Genomic DNA, 24,904 nt, shown 5'->3' with positions numbered 1-24,904 from the left:
ACCCTCTAGGCCGGCGGCACACACGTGGAGGCAGCATCGTGATCGGGATCATCGGCCCGGAGGACTCGATCCGGCTCGTACGGGAGGTGGCGGCCGGGGAGGGCCGCGCGGAATCGGTGACCACGCGGGCGTACACCCGGCCCGAGCAGGCCCCCGCGCTGGCCCGCGAGCTGGACGAGGTGTGCCAGGTGCTGCTCTTCACCGGGCGCATCCCGTACGCGTTCGCCAGCGCGGGCCACGAACTGCGGGCCGAGATCGACTACGTGCGGCACGCCGGCATCGACCTCTACCGGACGCTGTCGCGGATGCTGCTGGCCACCGGCGGGAAGCTGCCCCGGGTCAGCGTCGACACCATAGAGGCCGAGACCGTCCGGGAGACGTACCACGACATCGAGGTCGAGCCGCCCACGGAGATCCTGCCAATCGCCGACTCCTCCGGGCTGCTCTTCTCCGGCCTCGACGAGATCACCGCCTACCACCGCGAGCGGTACGCCTCCGGCGCGGTCGAGGCGTGCCTGACCTGCCTCGGCGCGGTACACCGGGAACTCGCCGACAGCGGGGTGCCGGTGTGGCGCGTCGAGCACACCCGGGCCTCCGTGCGCGACGCGCTGCGCCGGGCCTGGCTCGCCGCCGAGGTGCGCCAGTCCCGGGGCACCCAGATCGCCGTGATGATGGTCGACCTGAGCTCCTCGGTGCCCCGCACCCAGGACCCGTACCAGGCCGAACGGCGGCGGCTGCGGGTGCGCGAGGCACTGCTGGAGCATGCCGAGCGGATGCGTGGCCGGCTCGCCACCGTCGACGACCGGACGCTGCTCATCACCACCACCCGGGGTGCCGTGGAGAGCGCCATCGCCCGGCACCGTGACGGCCACGCCTCCCTGCTCACCCTGCGCGGGGTCGACGTCGAACACGCCGTCGCTTTCGGTGCCGGCCCCACCATCGCCGCCGCCGAGGACAACGCCCGCAAGGCCCTCGCCCTCGGTCGGCACAACGGCGACACCCACGTGGTCTTCCCCGACGGGGAGGTCTACTCCAGCGGGGAGACCAACGTGCGTCCCCGGCTGCGGGAGACCGGGCCCGGCGTGCTGCGGGTCGCCGAACAGCTCGGGATCGGGCCGCTGTCCACCCGGCGGCTGCTGGAGGCCCTGCACCAGATGGACCCCGACGAGGTCACCGCCCGAGGGCTGGCCGACGCGTACGGGGTGGAGGCCCGTTCGGCCCGCCGGCTGCTCACGGCGCTGCGCGCGGCCGGCTTCGCCGAGGAGGTCGGGGTGCATGTCAGCACCGGCGCGGGCCGCCCGCAGGCCGTCTACCGGGTCGCCATGCAGCGCCTCCTCGGCGCGATCGGGGCCGAGGCGTGAGCCCGGCGAGCAGGGGAGCCCGCCCGTGAGGTTCGAGCCCACCTACCTGGTCACCGCCACCTTCGCTGGCGACGCCGCCGTCACCCGCGAACCCCACCGGGACGCGCACCTGGCGCACATGCGCGCCCTGCTCGCCGACGGCACCGCCCTGATCGTCGGGGCGCACGCCGACCTGAGCGCCTCGGTGCTGGTGCTGCGGGCCGCCAACGCGGCCGCCGCCCGCGCCCACGTTCAACAGGACCCCTACTGGCGGCACGGGGTGTGGACCGCGCTCGACGTGACCCACTACCTCGCCGCCACCGGCCAGACCATCGGGAGAACATGATGTCGTCGTACCGCCAGGTTCCCGGCGTGCGGGTGCTCGGGGCCGAACACGCCCCGTTCGCCGCCGGCCTGCTCCGCGAGGCGTGGGGCGAGGGTGGGGCGGACGCCGTGCCGGTCCGCCTCGCCGTCGACCCGGCGCTGCCCGAGGGCGGCCACCGCATCGACGTGCCCGCCGAGGGGGAGCTCCGACTGACCGGCGACCCGTTCGCCGGCCTGGTGTACGCCGCCCGCCAGTTGGTCGCCTCGGCCACCCCCGCCGGCCTGCCCGTCGGCGCGTCCACCGCCGCCCCCGGGCTGCCGATGCGCAACCTGTGGACCTGGGACCACTCCACCAACTGGGACACCCGCCAGCTCGGCCAGCAGGAGATCGGGGCGCTCAACCCGTACGCGAAGTCCGCCGACGCGTTCGGCGCCGACTACCGGCGGCTGGTCGACTTCTGCAGCCGGGAACGCATCGGCGGGATCGTCGTGTACGGGCTGTTGCGCGACGCCCACGGTGGCGTTGAGGCGGCCCGCGACCTGTGCGACTACGCCAACGCCCGGGGCGTGCGGATCATTGCCGGGGTCGGGATCAACGCCTACGGCGGGATCTACTTCGACGGCCGGCACCAGTTCAACCTGGCCACTTGGCTGCGCCGGCGTCCCGACCTCGCCGCCGAGCTGCCGAAGAAGGTCGGCTTCGACATCGACGACTTCGGCGACCTGCACTTCCCGGCCAGCGAGTACATGATGGCCGCCTGCCCGTCCCAGCCGGACAACCTTGCCTGGCACCGAGACGCCATCGACTGGCTGCTGGACACCCTACCGGTGGGCGGGATCAACTTCGAGACCGGCGACTACGGCAGCTGCGCCTGCGCCCGGTGCACCACCCACGCCGGGGGCGAGCGCACCTCCTGGTCGTACGAGGCGATGCGCTCGGTCTACCCGACCCTGCTGGAGACGGCCCGCCGGCCCGGCCCGGGCGGGGTGCCGCTGCGCCACCTCGTCGAGGTGTACTGGGACAACATCTTCGACCTGGACGCCCAGAAGCCCCTCGCCGACCTGCCCGACGACGTGGCGTACCAGTACTGCGTCAACCGCGGTTTCTGGTACGACCAGCGGGACCGGTTGACCGCCGAGCACGTCGACGGCCTGCCGCACACCACCAATGTGCTGCGCACCCACGCCGGTTCGCAGTGGAACCGGCAGCGCCACTCCTGGGTTCCCGAGATGTACGCCGACATGGCCACCCGGTCCGGGGCGGCCGGGATGCGCGGGCTGACCATCTTCGCCGAGCCGTCCGCGTACCACCCCCCCAACGAGATCAGCTACCTGGCGTACGCCAGGTTCTCCTGGGATCCGGAACTACCCTGGATGGACTTCTGGCGCGACGAGGTGGCCCCCCGCTTCGGTGGGTCGGCCGAGGCCGAGGCGTTCCGCGACGGCGCGGCCCTGCTCGACGACCCGGCGGCCGGCGGCGCGGCCCTCACCGCCGTGCGCGGTGATGCCCTCGCCATGGTCGCGTCGACCGGCGGGGAGGTGCAGCGCCGCTGGTTGTGGCTAGCCGAGCGAGCCGCCCGGTACGCCCACTCGGCCGGCTGACCCGTCGTCCAGCCGACGGCACGGTGGTGCACGGCGGTGCGCCGCGCGGGAGCATGACGGTTCGATGACAAATTCGCCGGATCGGCCGTCGGCGGTTTGGCGGGCCGGCCGAACCGGGCATGTGCAGGGCGCCCAAGACGAAATGAAGCTTGAGAGGAACGGCTTACTGTGGAAGTTACCGGGATCTTCACCGCCATCATCATCGGCCTGATCGTCGGCGCGCTGGGTCGGCTGGTCGTGCCGGGCAAGCAGACCATCCCGATCTGGCTCACCCTGCTGATCGGCGTGGTGGCCGCGTTCCTCGGCACGCTCGTCGCCGCCCTGCTCGGCGTGGACGACACGTCGGGCATCGACTGGATCGAGCTGCTCATCCAGGTTATCTTCGCCGCGATCGGCGTCTCGATCGTCGCGGGCATGTACGGCCGTCGCCGACACTGACCCGTCCCGCCCCGCAGGCCCGCCCCGTTTCACGGGGGCGGGCCTGCGGGCGTTTCAGGACGCGGCGGTCTCGCCCGCCGGGACGGCCGGAACGCCGCCGGCCCGCCGGCCCGCGTCGCGGTCGCCGGCCGCCGCCCACGCGGTGGTGAGCAGCAGCAGCGCGGTGATGTAGGTGCTCATCACGAGCAGGCCGCGGCCGGGCAGCGTGATGCCGGCCGCGTCCACGCCGATCAGCAGGTCGGAGACGAGGAAGAACGCCCCGCCGACCGCCGCGCGGGCCGACACGCCGGCCGCGGCGGCGGCCATCAGGCACAGCGCGAGGCTGTAGCCGAGCACGGGTAGCCGCAGGTCCCCGAGCGGCCCCCAGAGCACGACGTTGGCCAGCGCCCAGGCCGCGAGGTAGCCGGCCACCACCGCCACCGGCGGCCGGCGGTGCCGGGTGAACGCCACGATGAAGCTGATCTGGGCGCCGAGGAAGAATCCCATCCCGACCAGGAACGCGGGCCCGTCGGGCAGCAGCAGCGCCACGTCCCCGGCGGTGGCGAAGATCAGCCCCAGCGCGAAGGTGTCGAAGCGTCGGCCGGAGCGCAGCAGCCAGAGCAGCAGCAGCGGGGCGAGCAGCGGCTTGGCCAGCCACTGCAGGACGGTGTTGTCCGTGGCGACGCCGACGAGTTCGACGGCGGCGGCCACGCCGAAGGGAATGAGGCGCCTCATCGGGCGGGCTGCCAGCCGGGGCGGCCGAACACGTGGCCCAACCGGTGCCGCCAGGACGCCGCCGAGCGCACGTCGGCCCAGATCGCCCCGTACTCGTGGGTCGCCACCCGCAACGGATGGTAGCTGCCGATGTTCGTGGTCAGCCCGTACCGGGCGGGGGCGCGCTCCGGTTCGAAGGTGCCGAAGATCCGGTCCCAGACGATCAGGATGCCGCCGTAGTTGCGGTCCAGGTACTCGGCGTTCGCGCCGTGGTGCACCCGGTGGTGTGACGGGGTGTTGAAGACCCACTCGATCGGCCGGGGCAGCACCCGGACCCGCTCGGTGTGCAGGAAGAACTGGTAGAGCAGGCTCACCGACTGCTGGAGGAAGATCATCCACGGGGGGACGCCGAGCAGGGCCAGGGCCAGCCAGAACGGCAGCGTGGTCATCGGCGTCCAGCTCTGCCGCAGCGCGGTGGAGAGGTTGTAGAACGTGCTGGAGTGGTGCACCACGTGCCCGGCCCAGAGCAGCCGCACCTCGTGGTGGGTGCGGTGGAACCAGTAGTACGCCAGGTCGTCGGCGAAGAAGAGCAGCACCCAGGTCCAGACGCTGGTGGGGGAGAGCTGGACCGGGGCGACCGTCCACACCGCGGCGTAGAGGCCGACGGTGAGCAGCTTCCAGGGGAAGCCGATCACCTGACTGGCGGCGCCCATGGTGAGGCTGGTGGTGGTGTCACGCAGCTCGTAGCCGCGTTCGTCGTCGTCGGGGGCGAACCGGTAGGACACGGCCTCCACCACGATGAGCAGCAGAAACGCGGGTACGGCGTAGAGCACGGCGGGGATCATGCTCGGTATTCCCTTCCGGATGTGGTGGGGGTGGGGGTGGTGAGTGGGGCGGTGAGCAGGGCCCGGGCCTGCTCGGCGGCGGCGTCGCCCTGGCCGGCGGCGATGGCGTCGGCGAGCCGGTGGTGCCCGGCCACGTCGAGCAGTTCGGCGGCGTGCCGCTCGGGCGGCACCTCGCCGACGGCGAGCGCGCCGGCCACCAGGCTGTTGAAGCTCAGCAGGTACGCGGTGTTGCCCGAGCCGCGCACGACGTGCCGCCACAGCGCGATGTTCGCCTCGGCCATCCGGGGCAGGTCGGGCGCGAGCGCGGCGTACTCGTCGGCGGCCCGGACGATGGTCTCCCGGGTCGCCGGGTCGGCCCGCTCGGCGCAGAGCCGGGCCGCGTCGACGCCGATGCAGGCGCGCATCTCCAGCATGTCCCGCACGAGCGTGTCGACCGGCAGCACATCGCCGTGACGCACCAGGGACAGGGCGAGGTCGAGCCCGGCGTGCACCCGCCAGTCCAGCACCCGGGTCGCGCCGCCCTGGCTGACCAGAACCAGGCCGAGCTGTTGCAGGCGGCGCAGCGCCTCCCGGACGGCGTGCCGGTTCACCGCGAAGGCGGCGGCCAGCTCCCGTTCGCCGGGCAGGGTGTCCCCGGGCCGGTACGCGCCGCTGACGACTGCGTCGCGGAGTTGCCCGAAGACGTGATCGGAGACGGAGCCACGGGGGACGGGGACGAAGGCCATGCGGTGCAGTGTGGTCCCGGCCACATCAACCCGTCAACTGGTTGTACCAGCCGCTCGCCCGCGCCGCCGCCATCCTCCTTGATCAGGAGCTTCGCGGTCCGCGCCCAGACCCGGTGGTCACCGGGGGGAGAGGGCCTCGTCCACCCGGGTCAGCACCGAGTCGTCCTCTCCGTCGATGCCGCGGAGCAGGTCGATGGCGGTGGCGCGGATCTGTCCGATGATCAGCACTACCGGTAGCGGGGGATCGGAGCTGAGCAGTCGGGCGGCGGTCCGGACCGCCTCCAGCGCCGTGGCGTCCGCCTGCTCGGCGTGCCGTGCCGCCGCCTCCCGGTCGACGAGGTCGGTGGCCAGCGCCGCCCCGGCGGCCCGTACCGCCTCGGCCAGCGCGCGGATCGCGGCACCCACCTCGGGCGGGGTGGCCCCGTGCAACCGGGCCAGCGTGACCCCGGCGCGGGCCAGCACCCGGATGTTGCGGGCCGCGTAGTCGAGCTGCCGGACGGTGGCCTCGACGTCCCCGACCCGGCCCAGGTGCCGGCGGCGGCGCACGCCCAGCCGCAGCGTCTCGCCGCAGGCCTGCACCGCCGTCCGCAGCCGATCCACGCAGTCGTCGACCTGGCGGGCCCGCTCCAGCGCCGCCCGGGCCGCCGCCTCGTCGCACCGCGCCAGCGCCTCGTCGATGTGGGTGAGCACCTCGGCGAGATCGGCGAACGTCCGCTGCGCCTCGGCGACCAGCGGCGCGAGCGGGTTGCGGCCCACGGTGAGCTGGCTGGCGACGAGCGCCACCGCGCCGCCGATCAGCGCGTCGACGAAACGGAACGGCACCAGGTCGCCCTTCGGCGCGGCCACCGCGACCAGGTACAGCGCGGAGATCGCCGCCTGGACGACGAGGGTGCTGCTCGCCCCGATCGTCACCATCAGACCGATGGTCAGCACCAGGACCGCCAGCAGCGTGCCGCTGCCCGGGCCGAGGGCCTGCACCACCAGCTCGGCGACCAGCACCCCCGCCGCGACCCCGAGGACGATCTCGATCGTCTGGCGGATCCGCTGCCCGCGCGCCTCGCCGAGGACGACCAGGGCCGCGGTCGGCGCGAAGAACGGGTCCGGGTGGCCGAGAAGCCGGGAGGCCACGAACCACGCCACCGTCGCCGCGAGGGCCGCCTCGACCACGCTCATCCAGTCCCGCCGCAACCGGCCCCCCGCCGACCGCGCCCAGTCCCACGGCCGGTTCACCGCCGCCCGCACCCGTTGCGGTGACCGGCCCACCACAGCGCGTACCCCGCTTCGCATCCCCGCGCCTCCTGTCCGTCCGCCGCCACGGCGCACCCGGGGCACGACTCGCCGCAACCCGGCCAACGCAGTACCCCAGAGGAGTGGACGTGACGCGCAAAGTGATCACCCGCACGGCCACCGCCCTGACTGTGAGCAACGCCCCTGCCCAGGGGAGGTTTGCCGAGGCCGCTAGTGGTGAACGTTTATCGTTAGCGACGACGAGAGGGGCTCCGCGTGTCCGGCACAACGCACCACCGGTCCAGTCACGACGCAGTGGCACCGAGCGACGTCACCGACCCGCTGTTGTGGCGCCTGGCGTACGACGTTGCCAACGCACACCAACCCGACGACAACGGCCACTGCCACAACCTTCTGTGCGATGGGCAGGAGGCGCCGTGCCAGACGATGCTGAACGCCGAGCGCGCCATGCAGCTCGCCCGGGGAGCCGCCCCGGCCGAGTCCCGGCGCCCCGGGGCTCAGGACCGGTCCGCCGCGCCGGGCCTGTCGCCGCGTGACACCCGAACCCACCGCAACGCCGCCTGACGACCCCCCGCGCCCCGTCGTCGGCACGGGCAGCCCAGCGGGGCGCGGGCGGGTAGCATTCGTCGGCCGCCGCACCGGCGGCGCGAACCACGACGGGGGCTACGACAGATGTTCCGACGGGTGGCCGTACTGGCCGTGCTGGCCGTACTCACCCTCACCGCGACGGTCGGCTGCGCCGACACGGCAACGCCCGTGTCGCCCTCGCCCTTGCCGTCGGCCAGCCTGACCGCGTCGCCGGTCGCGGCCGGCGCGCCCTGGTACGACGAGGTCACCCCGGCGACGGCCGGCACCACGGTCGGCCCCGAGGGCACCGCCTGCCCGCTGTCGATGACCTTCTCGGTGCCGCCGAAGTGGAAGGTGAAGGCGGTGAAGGCCGGGACGGACTACCGGGCCGGCCCCGCCCTGCTGCTCTGCGAGATCGACGCGAAGCCGGCCGGGAACATCGGTTTCCTCCGGATCTGGCAGATCGAGGGAGCCCGCCCGCTGAACCCGCAGGTCACGGTGGACAAGTTCCTCGCCGAATACGGCAGCAAGGCCGAGGACCAGCAGTACCGCCGGACCAAGGCCGGATCGCTGGACTCGTTCGAGGCGGCCTGGACCGAGGACGGCACCCGCAAGCGGGCGATCATGGTCTCCACCCTGTACGGCCAGCTCATGCTCACCCTCGGCGGTCTGGACAACGAGGAGTTCGAGGAGATGTTCCCGGCGTACCAGTTGGCCAAGTCGAGCGTGAGCCTGCCGAAGTGACCGGGCGTGCGCCCGGGCGGCCCGATAGGGTGATGGCGGTCTACCACGGGTAGCCCCCGGCGGCCCGTGTCTTTCCCGAGGATCCCACCGTGTCTGATGCCTGCGTCGTCTGCGCGAACCTGTCGTTCTCCTGGCCGGACGACACCCCCGTCTTCCAGGACCTCTCCTTCACCGTCACCGCCGGCCGCACCGGCCTGGTGGCCCCCAACGGTGCCGGCAAGACCACCCTGCTGAGGCTGATCGCCGGCGAGCTGCGCCCCTCCGGCGGCACGATCACCGTCGACGGGGTGCTCGGCTACCTGCCGCAGAACCTGCCCTTCGCCGGTGACCTGACCGTCGGCGACGTCCTCGGGGTCGCCCCGACCCTGGCCGCCCTGCGCGCCGTCGAGGCCGGGGACGCCAGCGAGGAGCATTTCACCACCATCGGCACCGACTGGGACGTCGAGGAACGTACCCGGGCCGAGCTGGACCGGCTCGGCCTGGGCGACGTGGCGCTCGACCGGTGCCTCGACACGGTCAGCGGCGGCCAGGCGATCACCCTCGGCCTGGCCGCCCAACTGCTGGCCGGGCCCGATGTGCTGCTGCTCGACGAGCCGACGAACAACCTCGACCTGACCGCCCGACGCCGCATCCACGACGTGGTCGACGGCTGGTCCGGCTGCCTGCTGCTGGTCAGCCACGACCGGGCGCTGCTGGACCGGATGGACCGCATCCTCGAACTCGACCGGGGCGAGGTCCGCTCCCATGGCGGCAACCACGCGGCGTACGAGGAGGCGGTGCGCGGCGAGCGGGAGGCCGCCGAGCGGAACGTCCGCCACGCGGAGCAGGAGGTGAAGCGGGAGCGGCGGGACATGCAGCTCGCCCGCGAACGCGCCCAGCGCCGGGCCGGCACCGCCTCGCGTAACCTGAAGAACGCCGGCCTGCCCCGGATCGTCGCCGGAGGGTGGAAGCGCAGCGCCCAGGAGTCGGCCGGCCGGGCCGCCGACACGCATGCCGCGCGGGTCGGCGAGGCCCGGTCCCGGCTCGACGAGGCCGGCCGGGCCCTGCGTGACGACCAGCGGATCGTGCTGGAACTGCCCGGGACCAGCGTGCCCGCCGGGCGTACCGTCTTCGTCGGTGAGCGGATGCAGGTGCGCCACGACAGGCAGCCCCTGTTCGCCGAGGGCGGGGTGGACCTGACCATCCGGGGGCCCGAGCGGATCGCGCTGACCGGCCCGAACGGCGTGGGCAAGTCCACCCTGCTGCGGCTGGTCAGCGGCGACCTGACCCCGCATGCCGGCGGGCAGGCGCGGCGGCACGACGGGCGGATCGCGTACCTGTCCCAGCGGCTGGACCTGCTGGAGCTTGACCGTACGGTGGCGGAGAACCTGGCCCGGTCCGCGCCCGGGCTCGACGCGGCGCAGCGGATGAACCTGCTCGCCCGGTTCCTGTTCCGGGGCGCCCGCGCCCACCTGCCGGTGGCGGCGCTCTCCGGCGGGGAGCGGCTGCGCGCCACCCTGGCCTGCGTGCTGTTCGCCGAGCCGGCGCCGCAACTGTTGCTGCTCGACGAGCCGACCAACAACCTCGATTTGGTCAGCGTCGCTCAGCTGGAGACCGCGCTCGCCGCGTACCAGGGGGCCTTTGTGCTGGTCAGCCACGACGAACGGTTCCTGGCCGACGTCGGGGTGGACCGCTGGCTGCGGCTGGCCGACGGCCGGCTCCGGGAGGTCGCGGGCCCCGGCGGCGACTGAGCACCTTTCCGGCGCTGGTGCCACCTCTTGGCAATAACTGGCAGGGGCGGGTGACATTGCGACTGCGGTGGGTTACGGTCCGACATGGTCGCGGGTTGGAGCCTGGCCGAGGAGGCAGCTCATGCAGCGAGGTGAATGCGGCCTGCTCGTGATCATGGGCTCCGGCGAGACGAGCCCGACCATGGTCAGCGTCCACCGGGCAGTGGTCGACCGGCTCCAGTCGGACCGGCCGAACGCGGTGCTTCTCGAGACGCCGTACGGCTTTCAGGAGAACGTCGCCGACATCTCCGCCCGCGCGCAGCAGTACTTCCACCGCAGCGTCGGGCTGCGGGTGTCGGTGCCACCAGGCATGCGCGGTCGGACCTCGGCGGGGGTGGACGCCGACCGGGGACTGGCGATGGTGCAGACCGCAGACTGGATCTTCTCCGGCCCGGGGAGCCCGTCCTACGCCCTCGACCACTGGCATCGACAGCCCATCGCCGCCACCCTGGCCGAACGGATCCGACACCCACGAGGCGCGGTCGTGTTCGCCTCGGCCGCCGCCGCCACGATGGGGTGCCTCGCCGTGCCGGTCTACGAGATCTACAAGGTCGGTGCCGCACCGCACTGGCGCGAGGGGCTGAACCTCACCGCCTGCCTTGACCTCCAGGCGGTGGTGATCCCGCACTACGACAACACCGAGGGCGGAACCCACGACACCCGCTATTCCTACCTGGGAGAGCGCCGGCTGAGCATCCTCGAACGGGAACTGCCGGCCGACGCCGCGATTCTCGGGGTGGACGAGCACACCGCCGTGATCGTCGACCTGCTCCGCAGCCGCGTCGAGATCACCGGCCGCGGCGGCCTGACCGTACGCCGCGCCGGCCGCAGCCGCGTGCTGACCGCCGGCGCTTCCCTGAGCCTGGCCGAGCTGCACGCGCTGACCCGCGGCGACCGACTCGCCTCGACGAGGGCCGACGGCGTCCCCGCCCCACCGTCACGGACGGCCCGACCGGCGCCCCTGCCGGAGGTGACCCTGGACTGCGAGCGGCGCTTCGAGGCGGCCCGGGTCGCCGGAGCGGCCGACGACATGGTGCAGGCCGTCCTCGACCTCGAGGAGACGATCGACGTCTGGGGCGCGGACACCGACGAGGACGAGGGCACCACGCAGGCCCGCGCGGTGCTTCGAAGCCTGATCGTGCGGCTCGGGCACACCGCCGCGGCAGGTCTGCGAGACCCACACGACCGGCTCCGCCCCCTGGTGGAACCGCTCCTCGCGCTCCGCGAGCGGCTCCGCGGGGAACAGGCGTACCAGGCCGCGGACAGCATCCGGGCGGCGTTGACAGCCGCCGGCCTGATCATCCACGACACCCGGGTCGGTACGGAATGGGACGTCGCCGTCCCCGCCGACGCCTCCGTCGCCTGAGCGGCCCGCCCCGGCCCTCGGCAGGGGTGAATCCTCAGGGACCGACCGAGGTCCGGAAGATCGTCTCCCTAAGCTGATCAGGTGCCACCGTTACCGCATGTCGCCGCCGCACTGACGACGACGCTGCCGCTTCCGACCGTCGTCGTCGAGGTGCTCCTGATCAGCGCCGACCAGGACGGGTTACGGTTCCGGGCCACCTCCGCGCCGCTGCGCGACGAACACCCCGACGTCGTCGCGCGGTCGTTGGCCGAACTGCCGCCGGGGCGCTCCGACGGGCTCCTGCACTCCACCTCGTGGCGCTTCGCCGGCCGCAGCCTGACCGTCACCTACGTGGCATTACCCGACCCTTCTCCAGGCGCTCCCACGACGCAGATCGCACCCACGCCGGTGCTCAATTCCGGCGACCCGCTCGCCCCGTCTCCCGCCGAGATCCGGCCCGTGGACGTCGCCGTTCACGCCTGCCGTCACCTCGCCTTCCTGCGGCAGACCGATCCCACCGTCGCAGCCGTAGCGGCTCCTTCCGGTGCTGGTGCGCCCCTGATCTGGCGGTTCATCAGCGAATTCACGCCCGCCGTGGCAGGCGCGCTCGCTCCGAACGCCACGTCGGTGCTTGCCCGGACTGGTTGAGCACCGACTCCCAGGACCGTGCTGCTCCAGACGCCGGTGTCGGCGATACCGCGACCGCGCGTATCCCCTCACCGGTCCGACAAGTAGCGTGACTACGAGCTACCGACCCTGTCTGTCAAATCGGATCAAGCCCACGGAAACCTATGTAGAGCCGACTGTTTGCTCCTGGAAGGACATCCGAGATGCCCCGGTCCGTCGAACGACGAAATCTGCCCCGGCGGGTGCTGGCGAGCCTCGCCGCGCTGGGCCTGATGACCATGCTGGCTGTTGCCCTGGGCTCGCCGGCCTCGGCGGCGGTGACCACCGTCGTCGGAGTCGGCTCCGGCCGCTGCCTGGACGTGATTGGCAACAACAACGCCAACGGCGCCGGCGTCAACATCTACGACTGCAACGGCCAGCCCAACCAGGCCTGGAACCTCACACCGGCGGGCGAGCTTCGGATCTTCAACGACGCCCGCTGTCTGGACGTCAAGGGTCAGGACACCACCGCCCCGGCCGTGGCGCAGATCTACACCTGCAACGGCGACACCAACCAGAAGTGGCGCATCAACACCGACGGCACGATCGTCGGCACCCAGTCGAACCTGTGCCTGGACGTTACCGGCGCAGGCACGGCCAACAGCACGGTCGTCGGGCTGTGGACCTGCAACGGCCAGAGCAACCAGCGCTGGACGACATCCGTGGGCAGCTCCGACACCCAGCCGCCGACGGCGCCCGGCAACGCCAGGGTCAGCAACCTGCTGTGCGACTCGGTGACGTTCGCCTGGAACGCCTCGTCCGACAATGTGGCGGTCGCGTTCTACGACATCTACCACGACGGCCAGCAGATGAAGTCGGTCAGCGGCGGCACGCTGTCGACCAGCCTCACCGTCGTACCCGGCGCCACCTGGGGCCTGTACGTGAACGCGCGGGACGCTGCCGGCAACGTCTCGCAGGCCAGCGCCACCGTGTCGATCACCCCGCCGCAGTGCCAGGTCGACACCACGCCACCGAGCGCGCCGCAGCAGCTCACCGGCTCGGCGTCCGGCACCACGGTGTCGCTGTCCTGGACGGCGTCCACGGACAACATCGGAGTTCGCGCCTACGATGTGTACCGCAACGGCGTCAAGGTCGGCACGGTCTCCGGGACCGGCGCCGTGCCGCCCGCGACCAGCTTCATCGACAGTGGACTGACGGCAAGCACCAGCTACCAGTACTACGTGCGCGCGCTGGACGCGCAGGCGAACGTGTCGCCGGTCAGCAACACCGTGACGGTGATCACCGGCGCCTCCTGTGGCGCCTCGGTGTGCACGGTCCGGCAGGTCGCCACCGACACCGACATCCCGTGGGGTCTGGTCACGCTGGCCGACGGGACGATTCTCTACAACCGTCGGGACGCGCACGACATCGTCCGGCTCACCCCGGCTACCGGCGCGAAGAGCACTGTCGGCGCGGTGCCGAATGTGCAGAGCACCGACGGCGAGGGCGGCCTGCTCGGTCTGGCGATTTCACCGACCTTCGCCAACGACCAATGGCTGTACATCATGCACACCTCGCCCAGCGACAACCGCATTGTACGGATCAAAATGCAGAACGGGACGCTGAACAACTCCACCTTGCAGGTCCTGGTCAGCGGCATTCTGCGTAACAAGTACCACAACGGTGGCCGGCTGCGGTTCGGTCCGGACGGCAAGCTCTACGCCAGCACCGGCGATGCGCAGAACGGCGACAACGCGCAGAACATCAACAACCTCGCCGGCAAGATCCTGCGGCTCAACACCGACGGGACCGTGCCCTCGGACAACCCGTTCGGCAACTACGTGTGGAGTTACGGCCACCGCAACCCGCAGGGACTCGCGTTCGACTCGCAGGGGCGGCTGTGGGAGCAGGAGTTCGGCAACTCGATCATGGACGAGACGAACCTGATCACCCGGGGCGGCAACTACGGTTGGCCGGCTTGCGAGGGCACCAGCGGGGCCTGCGGGACCGCCGGATTCATCGCGCCGAAGCGGACCTACTCGACGGCCGACGGCTCCTGCTCCGGCATCGCGGTCGTACGGGACGTGCTCTACGTCGCATGCGCCCGCGGGACGCGGATGTACCGCGCGGTAATCAGCGGCAGCAGCCTCACCGACGTCCAAACGTACTTCAACGGCGTCTACGGTCGGCTGCGCACCGTCGAGCCGGCGCCGGACGGTGGCCTCTGGCTGACCACCACCAACAACGGCGACAAGGACAGCGTCCCCAACAACAGCAACGAGCGGATCTTCCACGTCACGCTCGGCAGCTGACCAGTAGCGGCATGTCCCTGCGGCGCGGCGGTGGAGTCCGGCGCGTCGCGGGCCGGCTGGCTGACCTATCGGCAGGACGGCGATCAACCGATGGCCCACCCGCCGCCGGGGAGCGGAAGTTCGGGAGCCGGTCGCCGGCCGTAGCGGCGTCCGCAGGGTGCGGGCGGCGGCCAGCCCGGCGTCCGCTGTGCACCCGTCCATGATGGTCGTCCCACGATCACCCTCCGTAAGTCATGACCATGGTCTTGTCCTGGGTAGGCAGTTCTGCTAAAAAGATCCGTACCTCTGAGTAACTAATGTGCACGCCCCTGACCACCTCTTTTGCAGCTTTCTAGCCGCTGTCCTCGCGCCTGGGACGGCGGTTGCTCTGTGCTGTCCTGGCACCGCACCTGCTGTACCACCCCCCCTCCAGCAACTCGCCCGTAGGGCGAACATCACGTGGAGCGTGAACCGGATGCGATCACGTTGGATCGCCGTGACCCTGGCCCTCACCCTGGCTGCCGGCATCGTGCCCGTCAGCCCCGCTCGCGCTGCGCCCGAACCGGGGAGATCCCGTGCGGCGGGCCCGGCGGCGGCGGTGGACCGCTCGGTGAAACCCGGATCGGCGAAGCTGTCCGCGCCCGATCGCAGTGGGCTGCGGAAAGGATCGCTGGCCGAGGCGCTGCGCAAACCGGTGACCCCGCGCACTCCGCAGCGGTCGACCCGCTGGTCGAAGCTCGACAAGTCGGGCAAGCCGATCGTGTCCAGTGCTGCGACGGCGGGCACCGAGCCGGCACTTCGGTCCGCGTCGGCGACGGCCGCCGCCGAGGACCGGCCGGTGTTGGTCAGCCCCGCCGACAACGCAGTGATCGCGGGGCTGACCACGACCCTGGTCGCGTCGATCAGCGACCCCATCCCGGGGGCGACGTATCAGTACCTGTTCACCGTCTGCCCGCAGATTGGGACCGACTGGTTCTGCGACAATCAGCCGCTGGCGGCCAGCTCGGGGTGGAACTCGGCCTCGTCGTTCACGATCCCGGCCGGGCGGCTCTTCTGGGACACCAGCTACGTCTGGGAGGTGGCGATTCGCGACAACCCGTACATGGAAACGATCATGAATCCGAGCCGGACCTTCCACACCGCGGTGCCGCTGCCGGCCGACGCGCGGTCCGGGCGGGACAGCAACGCCACCTTCGTGCAGGGCACCAACATCAGCACCGGGCACTACGTGACGTCGGCGACCGACGCCAGCGTCGCCTCGGTCGGGGCGCCGCTGGAGCTGACCCGCGCCTACACCAGCGGTGACAACCGTGCCGGGGCGTTCGGCACCGGCTGGTCCTCGGTGCTGGACATGAAGGTCACCGTGACGTCGAGCGGGCCGAGGGTCCGGATGGCCGACGGTCACGACGAGGTCTTCGGCATCAACCCCGATGGCACCTTTGCGCCCGCGCCGGGCAACTCACTGCGCACCCTCACCAAGTGTGCGACCTGCGCCGCCTACACCGCCAAGGACCAGGCCGGCACGACCTACGAGGTGGACACCTCGGGGTTGGTGGCGATGACCGACGCGCAGGGCCGGCAGACCACGGTGACCCGGGACAGCGCCAAGCGGATCACCACGCTCACCGATGTCATCTCTGGCCGCCGCCTCGTGGTCACCTGGTCGGGCACGACGGTCGCCACGGTGAGCGCCGAGCCGGTGCCACAGGGCAAGCCGACCACCTGGCGCTACACGTACTCCGCCGGCAAGCTCACCTCGGCCTGCGACCCGCGCGGCACGGCCAACTGCATGGGCTACAGCTACGGCAACACCGCGTTCCCCACCAAGCTGACCTCGGTGGTCACCCCGCGCGGCAAGGTCCACCACCAGATCGGGTACGACTCCGCCGGGCTGGTCGCCACCGTGACCGACGCGGCCACCGGGGCGACCACGTTCACCCGCACCGCGATCAGCGGCGGCACCAGGGTGGCCATCAGAGACGCCCGCTCGTCCACCTCGACCTACGAGCTGGACGGCTACGGCCGGGCAGTGAAGCTGACCGACCCGACCGCAGCGGTGCAGACCTGGGCCTACGACGTCGGCGGGCGGTTGGCCCGCTACGTCAGCGGGGCCGGCTCCGCCCTGGAGTTGACCTACGACGAGCAGAGCCGGTTGACCGAGCGCAAGACCTGGCGGGACGCGACGACGTACACCCGGCAGCGATTCGAGCACTCGCAGTGGCACCAGGGCGACTACCCCAACCTGACCGTGGCCGGCGCCGAAACCAACAGCCGGGACGCGCGCGCCCCCGACAGCTACAACTACCTGAACACGGTCCGGTACGACCTCAAGGGCCGGATCGTCCAGTCCGTGAGTTCGGGGATGTACCGCTATTTCGAGTACACGACCGGCACCGAGGCGGCGGTAGGCGGTGGCACGATGCCGGCCGGTCTGCTCCGGACTGAGAAGGGCCACGTGTACGACCCGTACGTGTACGCCACCTACTCCTACGATTCCCTCGGCAACCTGCGCGAGAAGACCGACGCGGTCGGACTGCGCACCACCTACGAGTACGACCCGCTCGGCCGGCCGGTCGCCGCGACCGAGTTCTCCGACTCCTTCCCCGCCGGGCTGCGCACCGAAACGACGTACGACGAGACCGGGCGGCTGGTGTCGGCGACCGCGCCGCAGGTCAGCGACCCGGTCAGCGGTACCACCCGCCGGCTGCGGACCAGCCAGAGCTACGACGCGGACGGCAACCCGACGGTGGTCACGGTGACCGACCTGGTCAGCGGGGTCAACCAGAGCATCCGACAGGCATACGACGATGCCGGGCGGGTCGTCTCGGTGACCGGCCCCGATCAGGTGGTCACCGAACGGCTCAGCTACGACGCGGTGGGTAACCTCGCCACCCGCACCGACGCCCTCGGCGCGGTCACCCGGCTCACCTACTCGGCGCGCCACGAGCTGACCGGCACCGTCGCGGTCGGCTACCGGGACCCGGCCAACCCGGGCAACCCACGGGATATCACCCTCGGCGCGTCCACCTACGACGCCGCCGGTCGGCTCGCCACCAGCACCGACCCGGCCGGCCAGGTGCTGCGCTACGCGTACTGGGGTGACGACCGGCTCAAGTCGGTGACCGCGCTGGCCGCTCCGAAGCCGGGCGGTGGCACCGCGGATCTGGTGCTGCGCGAGCACGAGTACGACGCGCTGGGCAACGTCACCCGGATGCGCTCGAACGGCGGGCGTACCGAGGCGGTGGCGACCTACGACACCAGCTACGGGAGGCTGGCCTCGGTGGCGGTCGCCGTGCCGGCGGCGGGTGGTTCCCCCGCGCACACCCGGACGGTGACCTACTCCTGGAGCCCGACGGTCAACCAGATCTCCCGGGAGCGGTTGGACAACGGCGAGTCCAGTGACTACCAGTACGACCGGGCCGGTCGGATGACGTCGGCGTCAATGGGCACGGACCTTTCTAGACTCACCCGCGACAAGCGGGGCCAGGTCATCGCGGTGGCTGTGGGCCTGATCGGCGGCATCACCAACTACCAGTACGACCCGGCCGGGAACCTGGTGCGGATGCAGGCCCCCGCCGTGTCGACCCGTACCGCCACCGGCACCGAGACGCTCCGGCCGACCACCTCCTGGGGGTACGACGCGTTCGGCCGCACGGCGGTCGAGCAGGCCCCGGGTGGGGCCCGGACCAGCTACGCCTACGACTCGGCGGGCCGGCCCGCCCAGGTGACCGCGCCCACCTACACGCCGGCTGGCGGCACCACCCTCACCTCCCGCTACGGCTACCGGTACGACGCGGCGGGGCGGCTGATCGGCCAGCTCGACCCGGCGGGCCGGGAAACCGTCACCGAGTACGACACCCTCGGCCGGCAGGTACGCCGGAGCGCGCCGGCGCTGGCCGACGGTGGTCCGGTGCGGGTCACCACGGCCCGCTACGACGACGCGGGACGGATGTCCCGACTGGTCGACCCGACCGGCGCGGTCGGTGAGTTCGGCTACGACAAGCTCGGCCGCCGGGTCAGCGAAACCACCCTGGTCCGCTCCGGCTCCGGCAGCGTCGCCCGGACCAGCCAGTTCGGGTACGACGTCGCGGGCAACGTGGTTTCCGCGACCGACCCGGCCGGCGGGCGCAGCACCGCCGTCTACAACGCCCTCGACGAACTCGTCCGCGCCACCGATCCGGACGGCGTCGCCACCTCCTACCAGCGGGACCCGGCCGGCCGGGTGACCCGGACCACCGACGCGCTCGGCCGCAGCGTGGTGCAGGAGTACGACGCCCAGCACCAGCCCACCGTGACCACCTATCGGGACGCCGCCGGCAACCCGATGCAGACCTCGAAGGTCGGTTACTCGCGCGGCAACCCGGTCACGTACACCGGGCCGGACGGTTCGGTGAGCCGCAAGGCGTATGACGCGATCGACCGGCTGGTCTCGACCACGCTGCCGGACGGCACCACCACCCAACTCGGCTACGACGTGGACGGTCGTACCGTCGCGTTCACCGACGAACGCGGCAACGAGACCCGGATCGCCTACACGCCGTGGGACCAGGTGGAGCGGGTGACCGAGCCGGCCACCAGCGCCCACCCGGCGGAGGCGGACCGGACCTGGGGATACACCTACGACGTCCGGGGCCTGCCCGTCACCGAGACCCGGCCCGGCGGGGTCCGGGTGGACCGGACCTTCGACCACGGCGGCAACCTGCTGCGCGAGGCGGCCAGCGGCGGCGGAGCAGCCAGCGCCACCCGGCAGTACGGCTACGACCCGGCCGGCCGGCTCACCGGCGCGGCGCACCCGGGCGGCACGCAGAGCTTCACGTACGACGACCGGGGCCTGCTGACCGGCGCCACCGGCCCGGCCGGCGCCTCGACCTACGGCTACGACGCGGCGGGCCGGCTGACCGGCCGCACCGACGCGTCCGGCACCATGGCCGCCACCTGGAGCCCGGCCGGGCGACTCGCCACGGTCACCGAACCTGGCGGCGGCACCACCGGCCACAACTACGACACCGCCGGCCAGTTGACCGCGCAGAGCTACGCCGGCGGGCTACGCCGCAGCTACACGTACGACGGGATGGGCCGGCTGGCCACCGACCGGATCTTCAACGCGGCGGCCCTCACGTCGTACAGCCTCGGCTACGAGCACGACGCGGCCGGCAAGATCTCGAAGCGTACCGTCGGCCCGGCCGGTGTCGCCGGGGCCGGCGCCACCACCTACGGCTACGACAACCGGGGGCGGCTCACCTCGTGGGCCGGGCCGGACGCGGCCGCCCACACCATCGAGTGGGACGCCGCCGGCAACCAGACCAAGGCCGACGGGGTGACCCGCAGCTACGACCAGCGCAACCGGCTGCTCACCGACGGCGGCACGACGCACACCTACACTCCGCGCGGCACGATTGCCACCCGCAAGAGCGGGTCGACCACCACCACGTTGCAGCACGACGCCTTCGACCGGCTGACCTCCGACGGCAGCACCACCTTCCAGTACGACAGCCTCGACCGGCTGGCCAGCGCGGGGCAGACCGCGTTCGCCTACGCCGGCACCGATCCCGACCCGGTCAGCGCCGGAAACCGGACCTGGCAGCGGGACCCGGGCGGGCAGCTCCTCGGCACCAACGGCAAGCCACTGATCAGCGACCCACGCGGTGACGTGGTCGCCGGCACCGATGGGCAGACGGTCACCGGCACCCGTGACCACCAACCCTTCGGCCCGGTCACCAGCACCGGCGGCGACCTCGGCGCAGCCGGCTACCAGGGGGACTGGACCGCGTCGAGCGGGCTGGTGCACATGGGTGCCCGCTGGTATGACCCGAGCACCGGCCGGTTCACCTCCCGCGACGACGCGACCTTGGACGTCGGGGAGCAGAACCGGTACAGCTACGCCGGCGGCGATCCGGTCGGCGGCACCGACCCCACCGGGCACTTCCTCCAGTGCGCCACACCGGTGACCGCACCGATCTGCGTCGGCGCCGGCGCCGGTTCGCTCGCCGGGCCGGGCGGTGCGGTGATCGGCGGCGCCATCGGTGCTCTCGTGGGTGGCGGCATCGGAGCGGCCATCTGGGCCGGCAGCCTGGTGCCCGACTTCGACGTAAAGCCGATCAACTACCGCTCACCGGGCGGGTATTCGTCCTACTCGTACTCCAGCGGTTACTCCGGCTCGTCCTACTCGTACTCGGGTTCGGGTTCGTACTCGGGTTCGGGTTCGTACTCCGGTTCGTATCCCACTAGGTACTCGACTTCGTACTCGACTTCGTACTCGTCGATCAACATTGGCCCGATCAACATTGGCCCGATCAACATTGGCCCGATCAACATCGGCCAGATCAACATCGGCTTCGGCCAGATGACCTCCGGCATCAACCAGATGACCTCCGGCATCAACCAGATGAACTCCGGCATCAACCAGATGAACACGGCGCTCGTCCAGGCCAACATCGGCATCAACCAGATGAACTCCGGCATCAACCAGATGAACTCCGGCATCAACCAGATGATCGCCGGCTTCGGCCAGATGAACACGGCGCTCGTCCAGGCCAATGCTGCGATGACCCAGACGATCGCCGGTGTCAACCAGATGAACTCCGGCTTCGGCCAGATGAACACGGCGCTCGTCCAGGCCAATGCTGCGATGACCCAGACGATCGGCGGTGTCAACCAGATGCTCGACGGCATCAACCAGATGCTCGCCGGCATCAACCAGATGATCGCGGCCCTCGATTGGATCAATACGGCGTTGCCCAAGATGGTCGACGGTCCGCCGCCGGTACTGGGTGAACCGCCGGTCGGCCACACCGCGCCCAATTCGGCCGACCTCTGCGGGGCGGCCGGATACGCGGCCGGCTGTGCGGCCGTCACCACCAGCCGGGACAACACCTGCGCCGGCAGTGGGGTCAAGCTCTACCAGGGGTCGTGTGCGCCGACCGCAGTCCTGCCCGCTCCGGGCAAGGGCGGCACCCGGGTAGCCCTCGACGGCCCGGCGCTGGGGGACAGCGTCGGCGGCGGATCCAAGGAACCGCCGACCTCATCCGGCACCAACGATCCGTGCCGCGACTCCACCGGTGGCGGATCGCCCGAGGACGAGGTCGGCACCGAGGGGCGTACCGAGAAGCACCACTCCTGGCCGAAGTACCTCGGGCCGCCGCACCGGCAGTCCCTGGTGCCGCTGAGCCGCACCGAGCACTACGAACTGCACCAGTCGCTGAACGACTTCTTCGACGACTGCACCCCGATCGACGGCAAGACCATGCGGGCCAAGTCGAACTGGTCCGGCAAGCTGATCCGCCAGCAGTACAGCGAGGCGGAGCGGGCGTTGGCGCTGGCCCGGTTCTACCGGGGCCCCGGCTCCCGGTTCACCACCACCGCCGCGAAGTTCTTCGAGCAGTTCTCCAGCAAGATCCCTCCGTTCCCCGCTCCCTAGCCAGTGTCGAAGCCGGCGGTGCTACCTGAACTGGTGTGACCGCTCGGCGTGTCGAAGATCGAGATGTGGCGAGGTCTCCGGTAGATGGTTCAGCGACCAAGCTGAACCTGAAACCGGAGACCTCGTGGAGTCCTTTCAGGTCCGTCGTGAGGTTCACGCGGGCCGTGCTGATCCTGCGGGACGTGCTCGGCTGGCCGGCGAAGGATGTCGCGGAGCTCCTCGGGGACTCCGTTTCCCGCGGCTCGGGCTGCCGGAGCGCCTGCCGGCGGACGGCACGGAGTAGTCCCGGTGTGGACGCTCGTGCTGCGCGGTGGCGCGCGTGTCGCGGTGGTCGAGGCGGAGTGGTGCGACGCGTTCGGCGTCGTCACCCCTGGGCGGGTGCAGCACCAACGTGGCCCCCGGTGCTGCCACCCTCCATTCCAGGTTTCTTGTTTGTGACGTGGGAGGTTGGAAAGGCTCACTGTTCGGTCGGCGCGAGCTGTACCCGCCGGAGCAGTTGCGCGTTGAGTGCCACGACGATCGTCGACGCCGACATCAGGACGGCGGCGACGGCGGGGTTCAGGGCGAAACCGGCCCAGGCCAGCACTCCGGCGGCGAGCGGGAGTGCGATGACGTTGTAGCCGGCGGCCCAGGCCAGGTTCTGGATCATCTTGCGGTACGAGGCGCGGGACAAGCGGATGATCCCGGTGACGCCGCGGGGGTCGGACGAGGCAAGCACGACCCCGGCCGACTCGATGGCGACGTCGGTGCCGGCGCCGATGGCGATGCCGACGTTGGCGCGGGCCAGGGCGGGCGCGTCGTTCACCCCGTCGCCGACCATCGCCACGATCAGCCCGCGGCGTTGCAGGTCGGCGACGGTGTCGTCCTTGTCCGCCGGCAGGACCTCGGCGAACACCTCGTCGACGCCGGGCCGGAAGCCGAGGTCGGCGGCGACAGCCTCGGCGACCGGCCGGGCGTCGCCTGTGATCATCATCAGTTTCTTGACGCCCAGCCGTCGGAGCTGGTCGATCGCCTGCCGGGCCTCCGGGCGTACCTCGTCCTCGAGCGCGAGGGCGCCGACGATCCTCGCGGTCGCGTCGAGCCGGGCGAGGTAGAGCACCGCCGCTCCCCGGTCCGACCACTTCCTGGACTCGTGGGTGATGTCGTCGGGGACGTCGGCGCCGAGTTCACGCAGGAGCGCGGGGCCGCCCACGGCGTACTGAACGCCGTCGACGGTGGCGCGTACCCCTCGGCCGGTCAGCGACTCGAAGCCGGTCGCCCGTAGCGGTTGTCCGGGTCGGGCGGCGGCGGCCACGATCGCGCGGGCGAGCGGGTGCTCGCTGTCCGCCTCGACCGCCCCGGCCAGCCGGAGCACCTCGTCCTCACTGCCGCCGGCGGTCGCGGCGACCGCGGTGACGGCATGTTCGCCCTTGGTCAGGGTGCCGGTCTTGTCGAACAGCACCGCGTCGACGGTGCGCATCCGTTCCAGCGCGAGCCGGTCCTTGACCAGGATGCCGGACTTCGCTGCCACCGCGGTGGACAGGGCGATGACGAGGGGGATGGCCAGGCCGAGGGCGTGGGGGCAGGCGATGACCAGGACCGTCACGGTACGGACCACCGCCTCGTTGACATCGCCGAGCGCGGACCACACGACGAACGTGAGGACGGCGGCGCCGCTGGCGATGTAGACCAGCCAGGCGGCGAACCGGTCGGCGAGCAGTTGCGCCCGCCCCTGTGACTGTTGCGCCTCGGCGACGAGGCGTTGGATGCCGGCCAGGGCGGTGTTCTCGCCGATCGCGTCGACGCGTACCCGGATCGCGGAGTCGGTGGCGACCGTGCCCGCGACCGCCCGGTCGCCGGCACCTCGCGGCACCGGCCGCGACTCGCCGGTGATCATCGATTCGTCGAGTTCGGCCCTGCCGTCCACGATCTGCCCGTCGGCCGGCACTCTGGCGCCGGGGCGGACGAGCACCACGTCGCCGACGCGCAGCTGATCCACGGGAAGCCGCTGGACGCCGTCTTCGGTGACGCGTTCGGCGTCGTCGGGAAGCAGCGCGGCCAGCGCGGCGAGCGCGCCCTGGGCCTGGCCGATGGCCTTCATCTCCTGCCAGTGCCCGAGCAGCATGATCGTCACCAGCGCGGCCAGCTCCCACCAGAAGTCGAGGTCGAACGCTCCGGCGGTGGTGGCCAGCGACGCGACGTAGGCGACGGTGATCGCCATCGAGACCAGCAACATCATCCCGGGCGTGCGGTCTCGCAGTTCGCGGACCGCGCCGACCAGGAACGGCCAGCCGCCGTAGAGGAACACGACCGTGCCGAGCACCGGCCCGACCCATGACCTGCCGGGGAAATCGAGGGAGTACCCGAACCAGTCCATCACCATGTGGCTGGTGACCACGATCGGCACCGTCAGCGCGAAACTCAGCCAGAACTTGCGGCGAAACACCTCGGGGTCGTGCCCGGCGTGCTTGTCGTGCCCCTGATGCCCACCGTGACCGGCATGCTGATCATGTCCGCGATGTCCCGCGTGCTGATCATGGCCTCCGTGTGCCGCCCGCTCGGCGGGCTCGCCGTGTCCGGAGCGCGGGCGGTGATCATCGCCCGCAAAGTCGTGTTGCATCTCATTGCCTCCTTGTCTCGGCGGCCACTATACCCCCCGGGGGTATTGGTGCAAGGAGTGGAGCGAACTTTCCCCCATCGGGTCTGGTTTCTCCGGACGCGGAGGCGTACCCCGCCTGGTCTGGACAATGCCATCGACCTCGCCGGCGGTAGGGGGCCGCACGCGGGCCCCCGCGTGTCGACGAGAACTCGCAGCGCCACCACGCCCGACCAGGCCCACGACGGTCGCTGACGCTCCGGCACCGCATCGCCCATTGCCTCAGATACCCCCCGGGGGTAGTTTATGGCGTGCCTCGATCTGTCCGAGGTGTCTGTGACGTCAGAGGCTGTCTGCGGTGCCGCCGGAACGAGT

General features: G+C 71.5%; 16 protein-coding genes. 11 read left to right on the top strand and 5 right to left on the bottom strand.

Annotated elements, in window-relative coordinates; genetic code table 11:
* The first annotated feature begins 38 nt into the window (after nt 1-38).
* The 4 genes from SNR22_RS01040 (at nt 39) to SNR22_RS01025 (ending at nt 3,704) form a co-directional block, all read left to right on the top strand.
* On the top strand, nt 39-1,361 hold the full coding sequence (locus SNR22_RS01040; RefSeq protein ID WP_320064323.1) for a hypothetical protein: 1,323 nt from the start codon (nt 39-41) through the stop codon (nt 1,359-1,361).
* Nucleotides 1,362-1,386: 25 nt separating this feature from the next.
* A complete protein-coding gene (locus SNR22_RS01035) occupies nt 1,387-1,686 on the top strand; it encodes a YciI family protein (protein WP_320064322.1) in 300 nt (99 codons plus the stop codon).
* Nucleotides 1,686-3,266 (top strand): hypothetical protein, encoded by a 1,581-nt coding sequence (locus SNR22_RS01030; protein ID WP_320064321.1) that lies wholly within the window; start codon nt 1,686-1,688, stop codon nt 3,264-3,266. The genes SNR22_RS01035 and SNR22_RS01030 overlap by 1 nt, the downstream gene beginning before the upstream one ends.
* 168 nt (nt 3,267-3,434) lie before the next feature.
* Complete coding sequence (locus tag SNR22_RS01025) at nt 3,435-3,704, top strand: GlsB/YeaQ/YmgE family stress response membrane protein (protein ID WP_320064319.1); 270 nt, start codon at nt 3,435-3,437, stop codon at nt 3,702-3,704.
* A gap of 54 nt (nt 3,705-3,758) precedes the next feature.
* Here the strand turns inward: SNR22_RS01025 and SNR22_RS01020 are convergent, their stop codons facing one another.
* The 4 genes from SNR22_RS01020 to SNR22_RS01005 form a co-directional block, all read right to left on the bottom strand.
* A complete protein-coding gene (locus SNR22_RS01020) occupies nt 3,759-4,418 on the bottom strand; it encodes a lysoplasmalogenase (RefSeq protein ID WP_320064317.1) in 660 nt (219 codons plus the stop codon).
* Nucleotides 4,415-5,242, bottom strand: coding sequence for a sterol desaturase family protein (locus SNR22_RS01015; protein ID WP_320064316.1), 828 nt, complete (start codon nt 5,240-5,242; stop codon nt 4,415-4,417). Before SNR22_RS01015 ends, SNR22_RS01020 begins: the two co-directional genes overlap by 4 nt.
* Nucleotides 5,239-5,967, bottom strand: coding sequence for a FadR/GntR family transcriptional regulator (locus SNR22_RS01010; protein WP_320064315.1), 729 nt, complete (start codon nt 5,965-5,967; stop codon nt 5,239-5,241). The genes SNR22_RS01015 and SNR22_RS01010 overlap by 4 nt, the downstream gene beginning before the upstream one ends.
* Before the next feature lie 117 nt (nt 5,968-6,084).
* The gene (locus SNR22_RS01005) at nt 6,085-7,254 is read right to left on the bottom strand and encodes an FUSC family protein (protein ID WP_320064313.1); all 1,170 of its coding nucleotides are present in this window, start codon (nt 7,252-7,254) and stop codon (nt 6,085-6,087) included.
* Between the two features lie 216 nt (nt 7,255-7,470).
* Between SNR22_RS01005 and SNR22_RS01000 the strand changes: the two genes are divergently transcribed.
* The 7 genes from SNR22_RS01000 (at nt 7,471) to SNR22_RS00970 (ending at nt 21,954) form a co-directional block, all read left to right on the top strand.
* Entirely contained in the window at nt 7,471-7,779 is a 309-nt protein-coding gene (locus SNR22_RS01000) for a hypothetical protein (RefSeq protein WP_320064312.1), read from the top strand.
* A 108-nt stretch (nt 7,780-7,887) separates the two neighbouring features.
* Nucleotides 7,888-8,526 (top strand): lipoprotein, encoded by a 639-nt coding sequence (locus SNR22_RS00995; protein WP_320064310.1) that lies wholly within the window; start codon nt 7,888-7,890, stop codon nt 8,524-8,526.
* Nucleotides 8,527-8,615: 89 nt separating this feature from the next.
* Nucleotides 8,616-10,256 (top strand): ABC-F family ATP-binding cassette domain-containing protein, encoded by a 1,641-nt coding sequence (locus tag SNR22_RS00990; RefSeq protein WP_320064309.1) that lies wholly within the window; start codon nt 8,616-8,618, stop codon nt 10,254-10,256.
* A 121-nt stretch (nt 10,257-10,377) separates the two neighbouring features.
* Nucleotides 10,378-11,661, top strand: coding sequence for a hypothetical protein (locus tag SNR22_RS00985; protein ID WP_320064308.1), 1,284 nt, complete (start codon nt 10,378-10,380; stop codon nt 11,659-11,661).
* Nucleotides 11,662-11,742: 81 nt separating this feature from the next.
* Nucleotides 11,743-12,288 carry a hypothetical protein gene (locus tag SNR22_RS00980; RefSeq protein ID WP_320064307.1) on the top strand — a complete coding sequence of 182 codons (546 nt, stop codon included), beginning with the start codon at nt 11,743-11,745 and terminating at the stop codon, nt 12,286-12,288.
* Nucleotides 12,289-12,470: 182 nt separating this feature from the next.
* A complete protein-coding gene (locus tag SNR22_RS00975; RefSeq protein ID WP_320064305.1) occupies nt 12,471-14,558 on the top strand; it encodes a PQQ-dependent sugar dehydrogenase in 2,088 nt (695 codons plus the stop codon).
* 454 nt (nt 14,559-15,012) lie between these two features.
* Complete coding sequence (locus SNR22_RS00970) at nt 15,013-21,954, top strand: RHS repeat-associated core domain-containing protein (RefSeq protein WP_320064304.1); 6,942 nt, start codon at nt 15,013-15,015, stop codon at nt 21,952-21,954.
* A gap of 457 nt (nt 21,955-22,411) precedes the next feature.
* On the opposite strand, the gene SNR22_RS00965 is transcribed toward SNR22_RS00970, so the two are convergent.
* A complete protein-coding gene (locus SNR22_RS00965) occupies nt 22,412-24,379 on the bottom strand; it encodes a copper-translocating P-type ATPase (RefSeq protein ID WP_320064302.1) in 1,968 nt (655 codons plus the stop codon).
* Nucleotides 24,380-24,904: the final 525 nt, after the last annotated feature.

The organism is Micromonospora sp. RTGN7 (assembly GCF_033804645.1).
In the GTDB taxonomy this organism is placed as follows: Bacteria; Actinomycetota; Actinomycetes; order Mycobacteriales; family Micromonosporaceae; genus Micromonospora.
This window is presented reverse-complemented; position numbering and strand designations above follow the sequence as displayed.

Bases quoted from the DNA above. Each gene is read 5' to 3' on its own strand.
- SNR22_RS01010 (WP_320064315.1), bottom strand. From the start codon at position 5,967: ATGGCCTTCGTCCCCGTCCCCCGTGGCTCCGTCTCCGATCACGTCTTC.
- SNR22_RS01030 (WP_320064321.1), top strand. From the start codon at position 1,686: ATGTCGTCGTACCGCCAGGTTCCCGGCGTGCGGGTGCTCGGGGCCGAA.
- SNR22_RS00970 (WP_320064304.1), top strand. From the start codon at position 15,013: ATGCGATCACGTTGGATCGCCGTGACCCTGGCCCTCACCCTGGCTGCC.
- SNR22_RS01020 (WP_320064317.1), bottom strand. From the start codon at position 4,418: ATGAGGCGCCTCATTCCCTTCGGCGTGGCCGCCGCCGTCGAACTCGTC.
- SNR22_RS00975 (WP_320064305.1), top strand. From the start codon at position 12,471: ATGCCCCGGTCCGTCGAACGACGAAATCTGCCCCGGCGGGTGCTGGCG.
- SNR22_RS00995 (WP_320064310.1), top strand. From the start codon at position 7,888: ATGTTCCGACGGGTGGCCGTACTGGCCGTGCTGGCCGTACTCACCCTC.
- SNR22_RS00985 (WP_320064308.1), top strand. From the start codon at position 10,378: ATGCAGCGAGGTGAATGCGGCCTGCTCGTGATCATGGGCTCCGGCGAG.
- SNR22_RS01015 (WP_320064316.1), bottom strand. From the start codon at position 5,242: ATGATCCCCGCCGTGCTCTACGCCGTACCCGCGTTTCTGCTGCTCATC.
- SNR22_RS01005 (WP_320064313.1), bottom strand. From the start codon at position 7,254: ATGCGAAGCGGGGTACGCGCTGTGGTGGGCCGGTCACCGCAACGGGTG.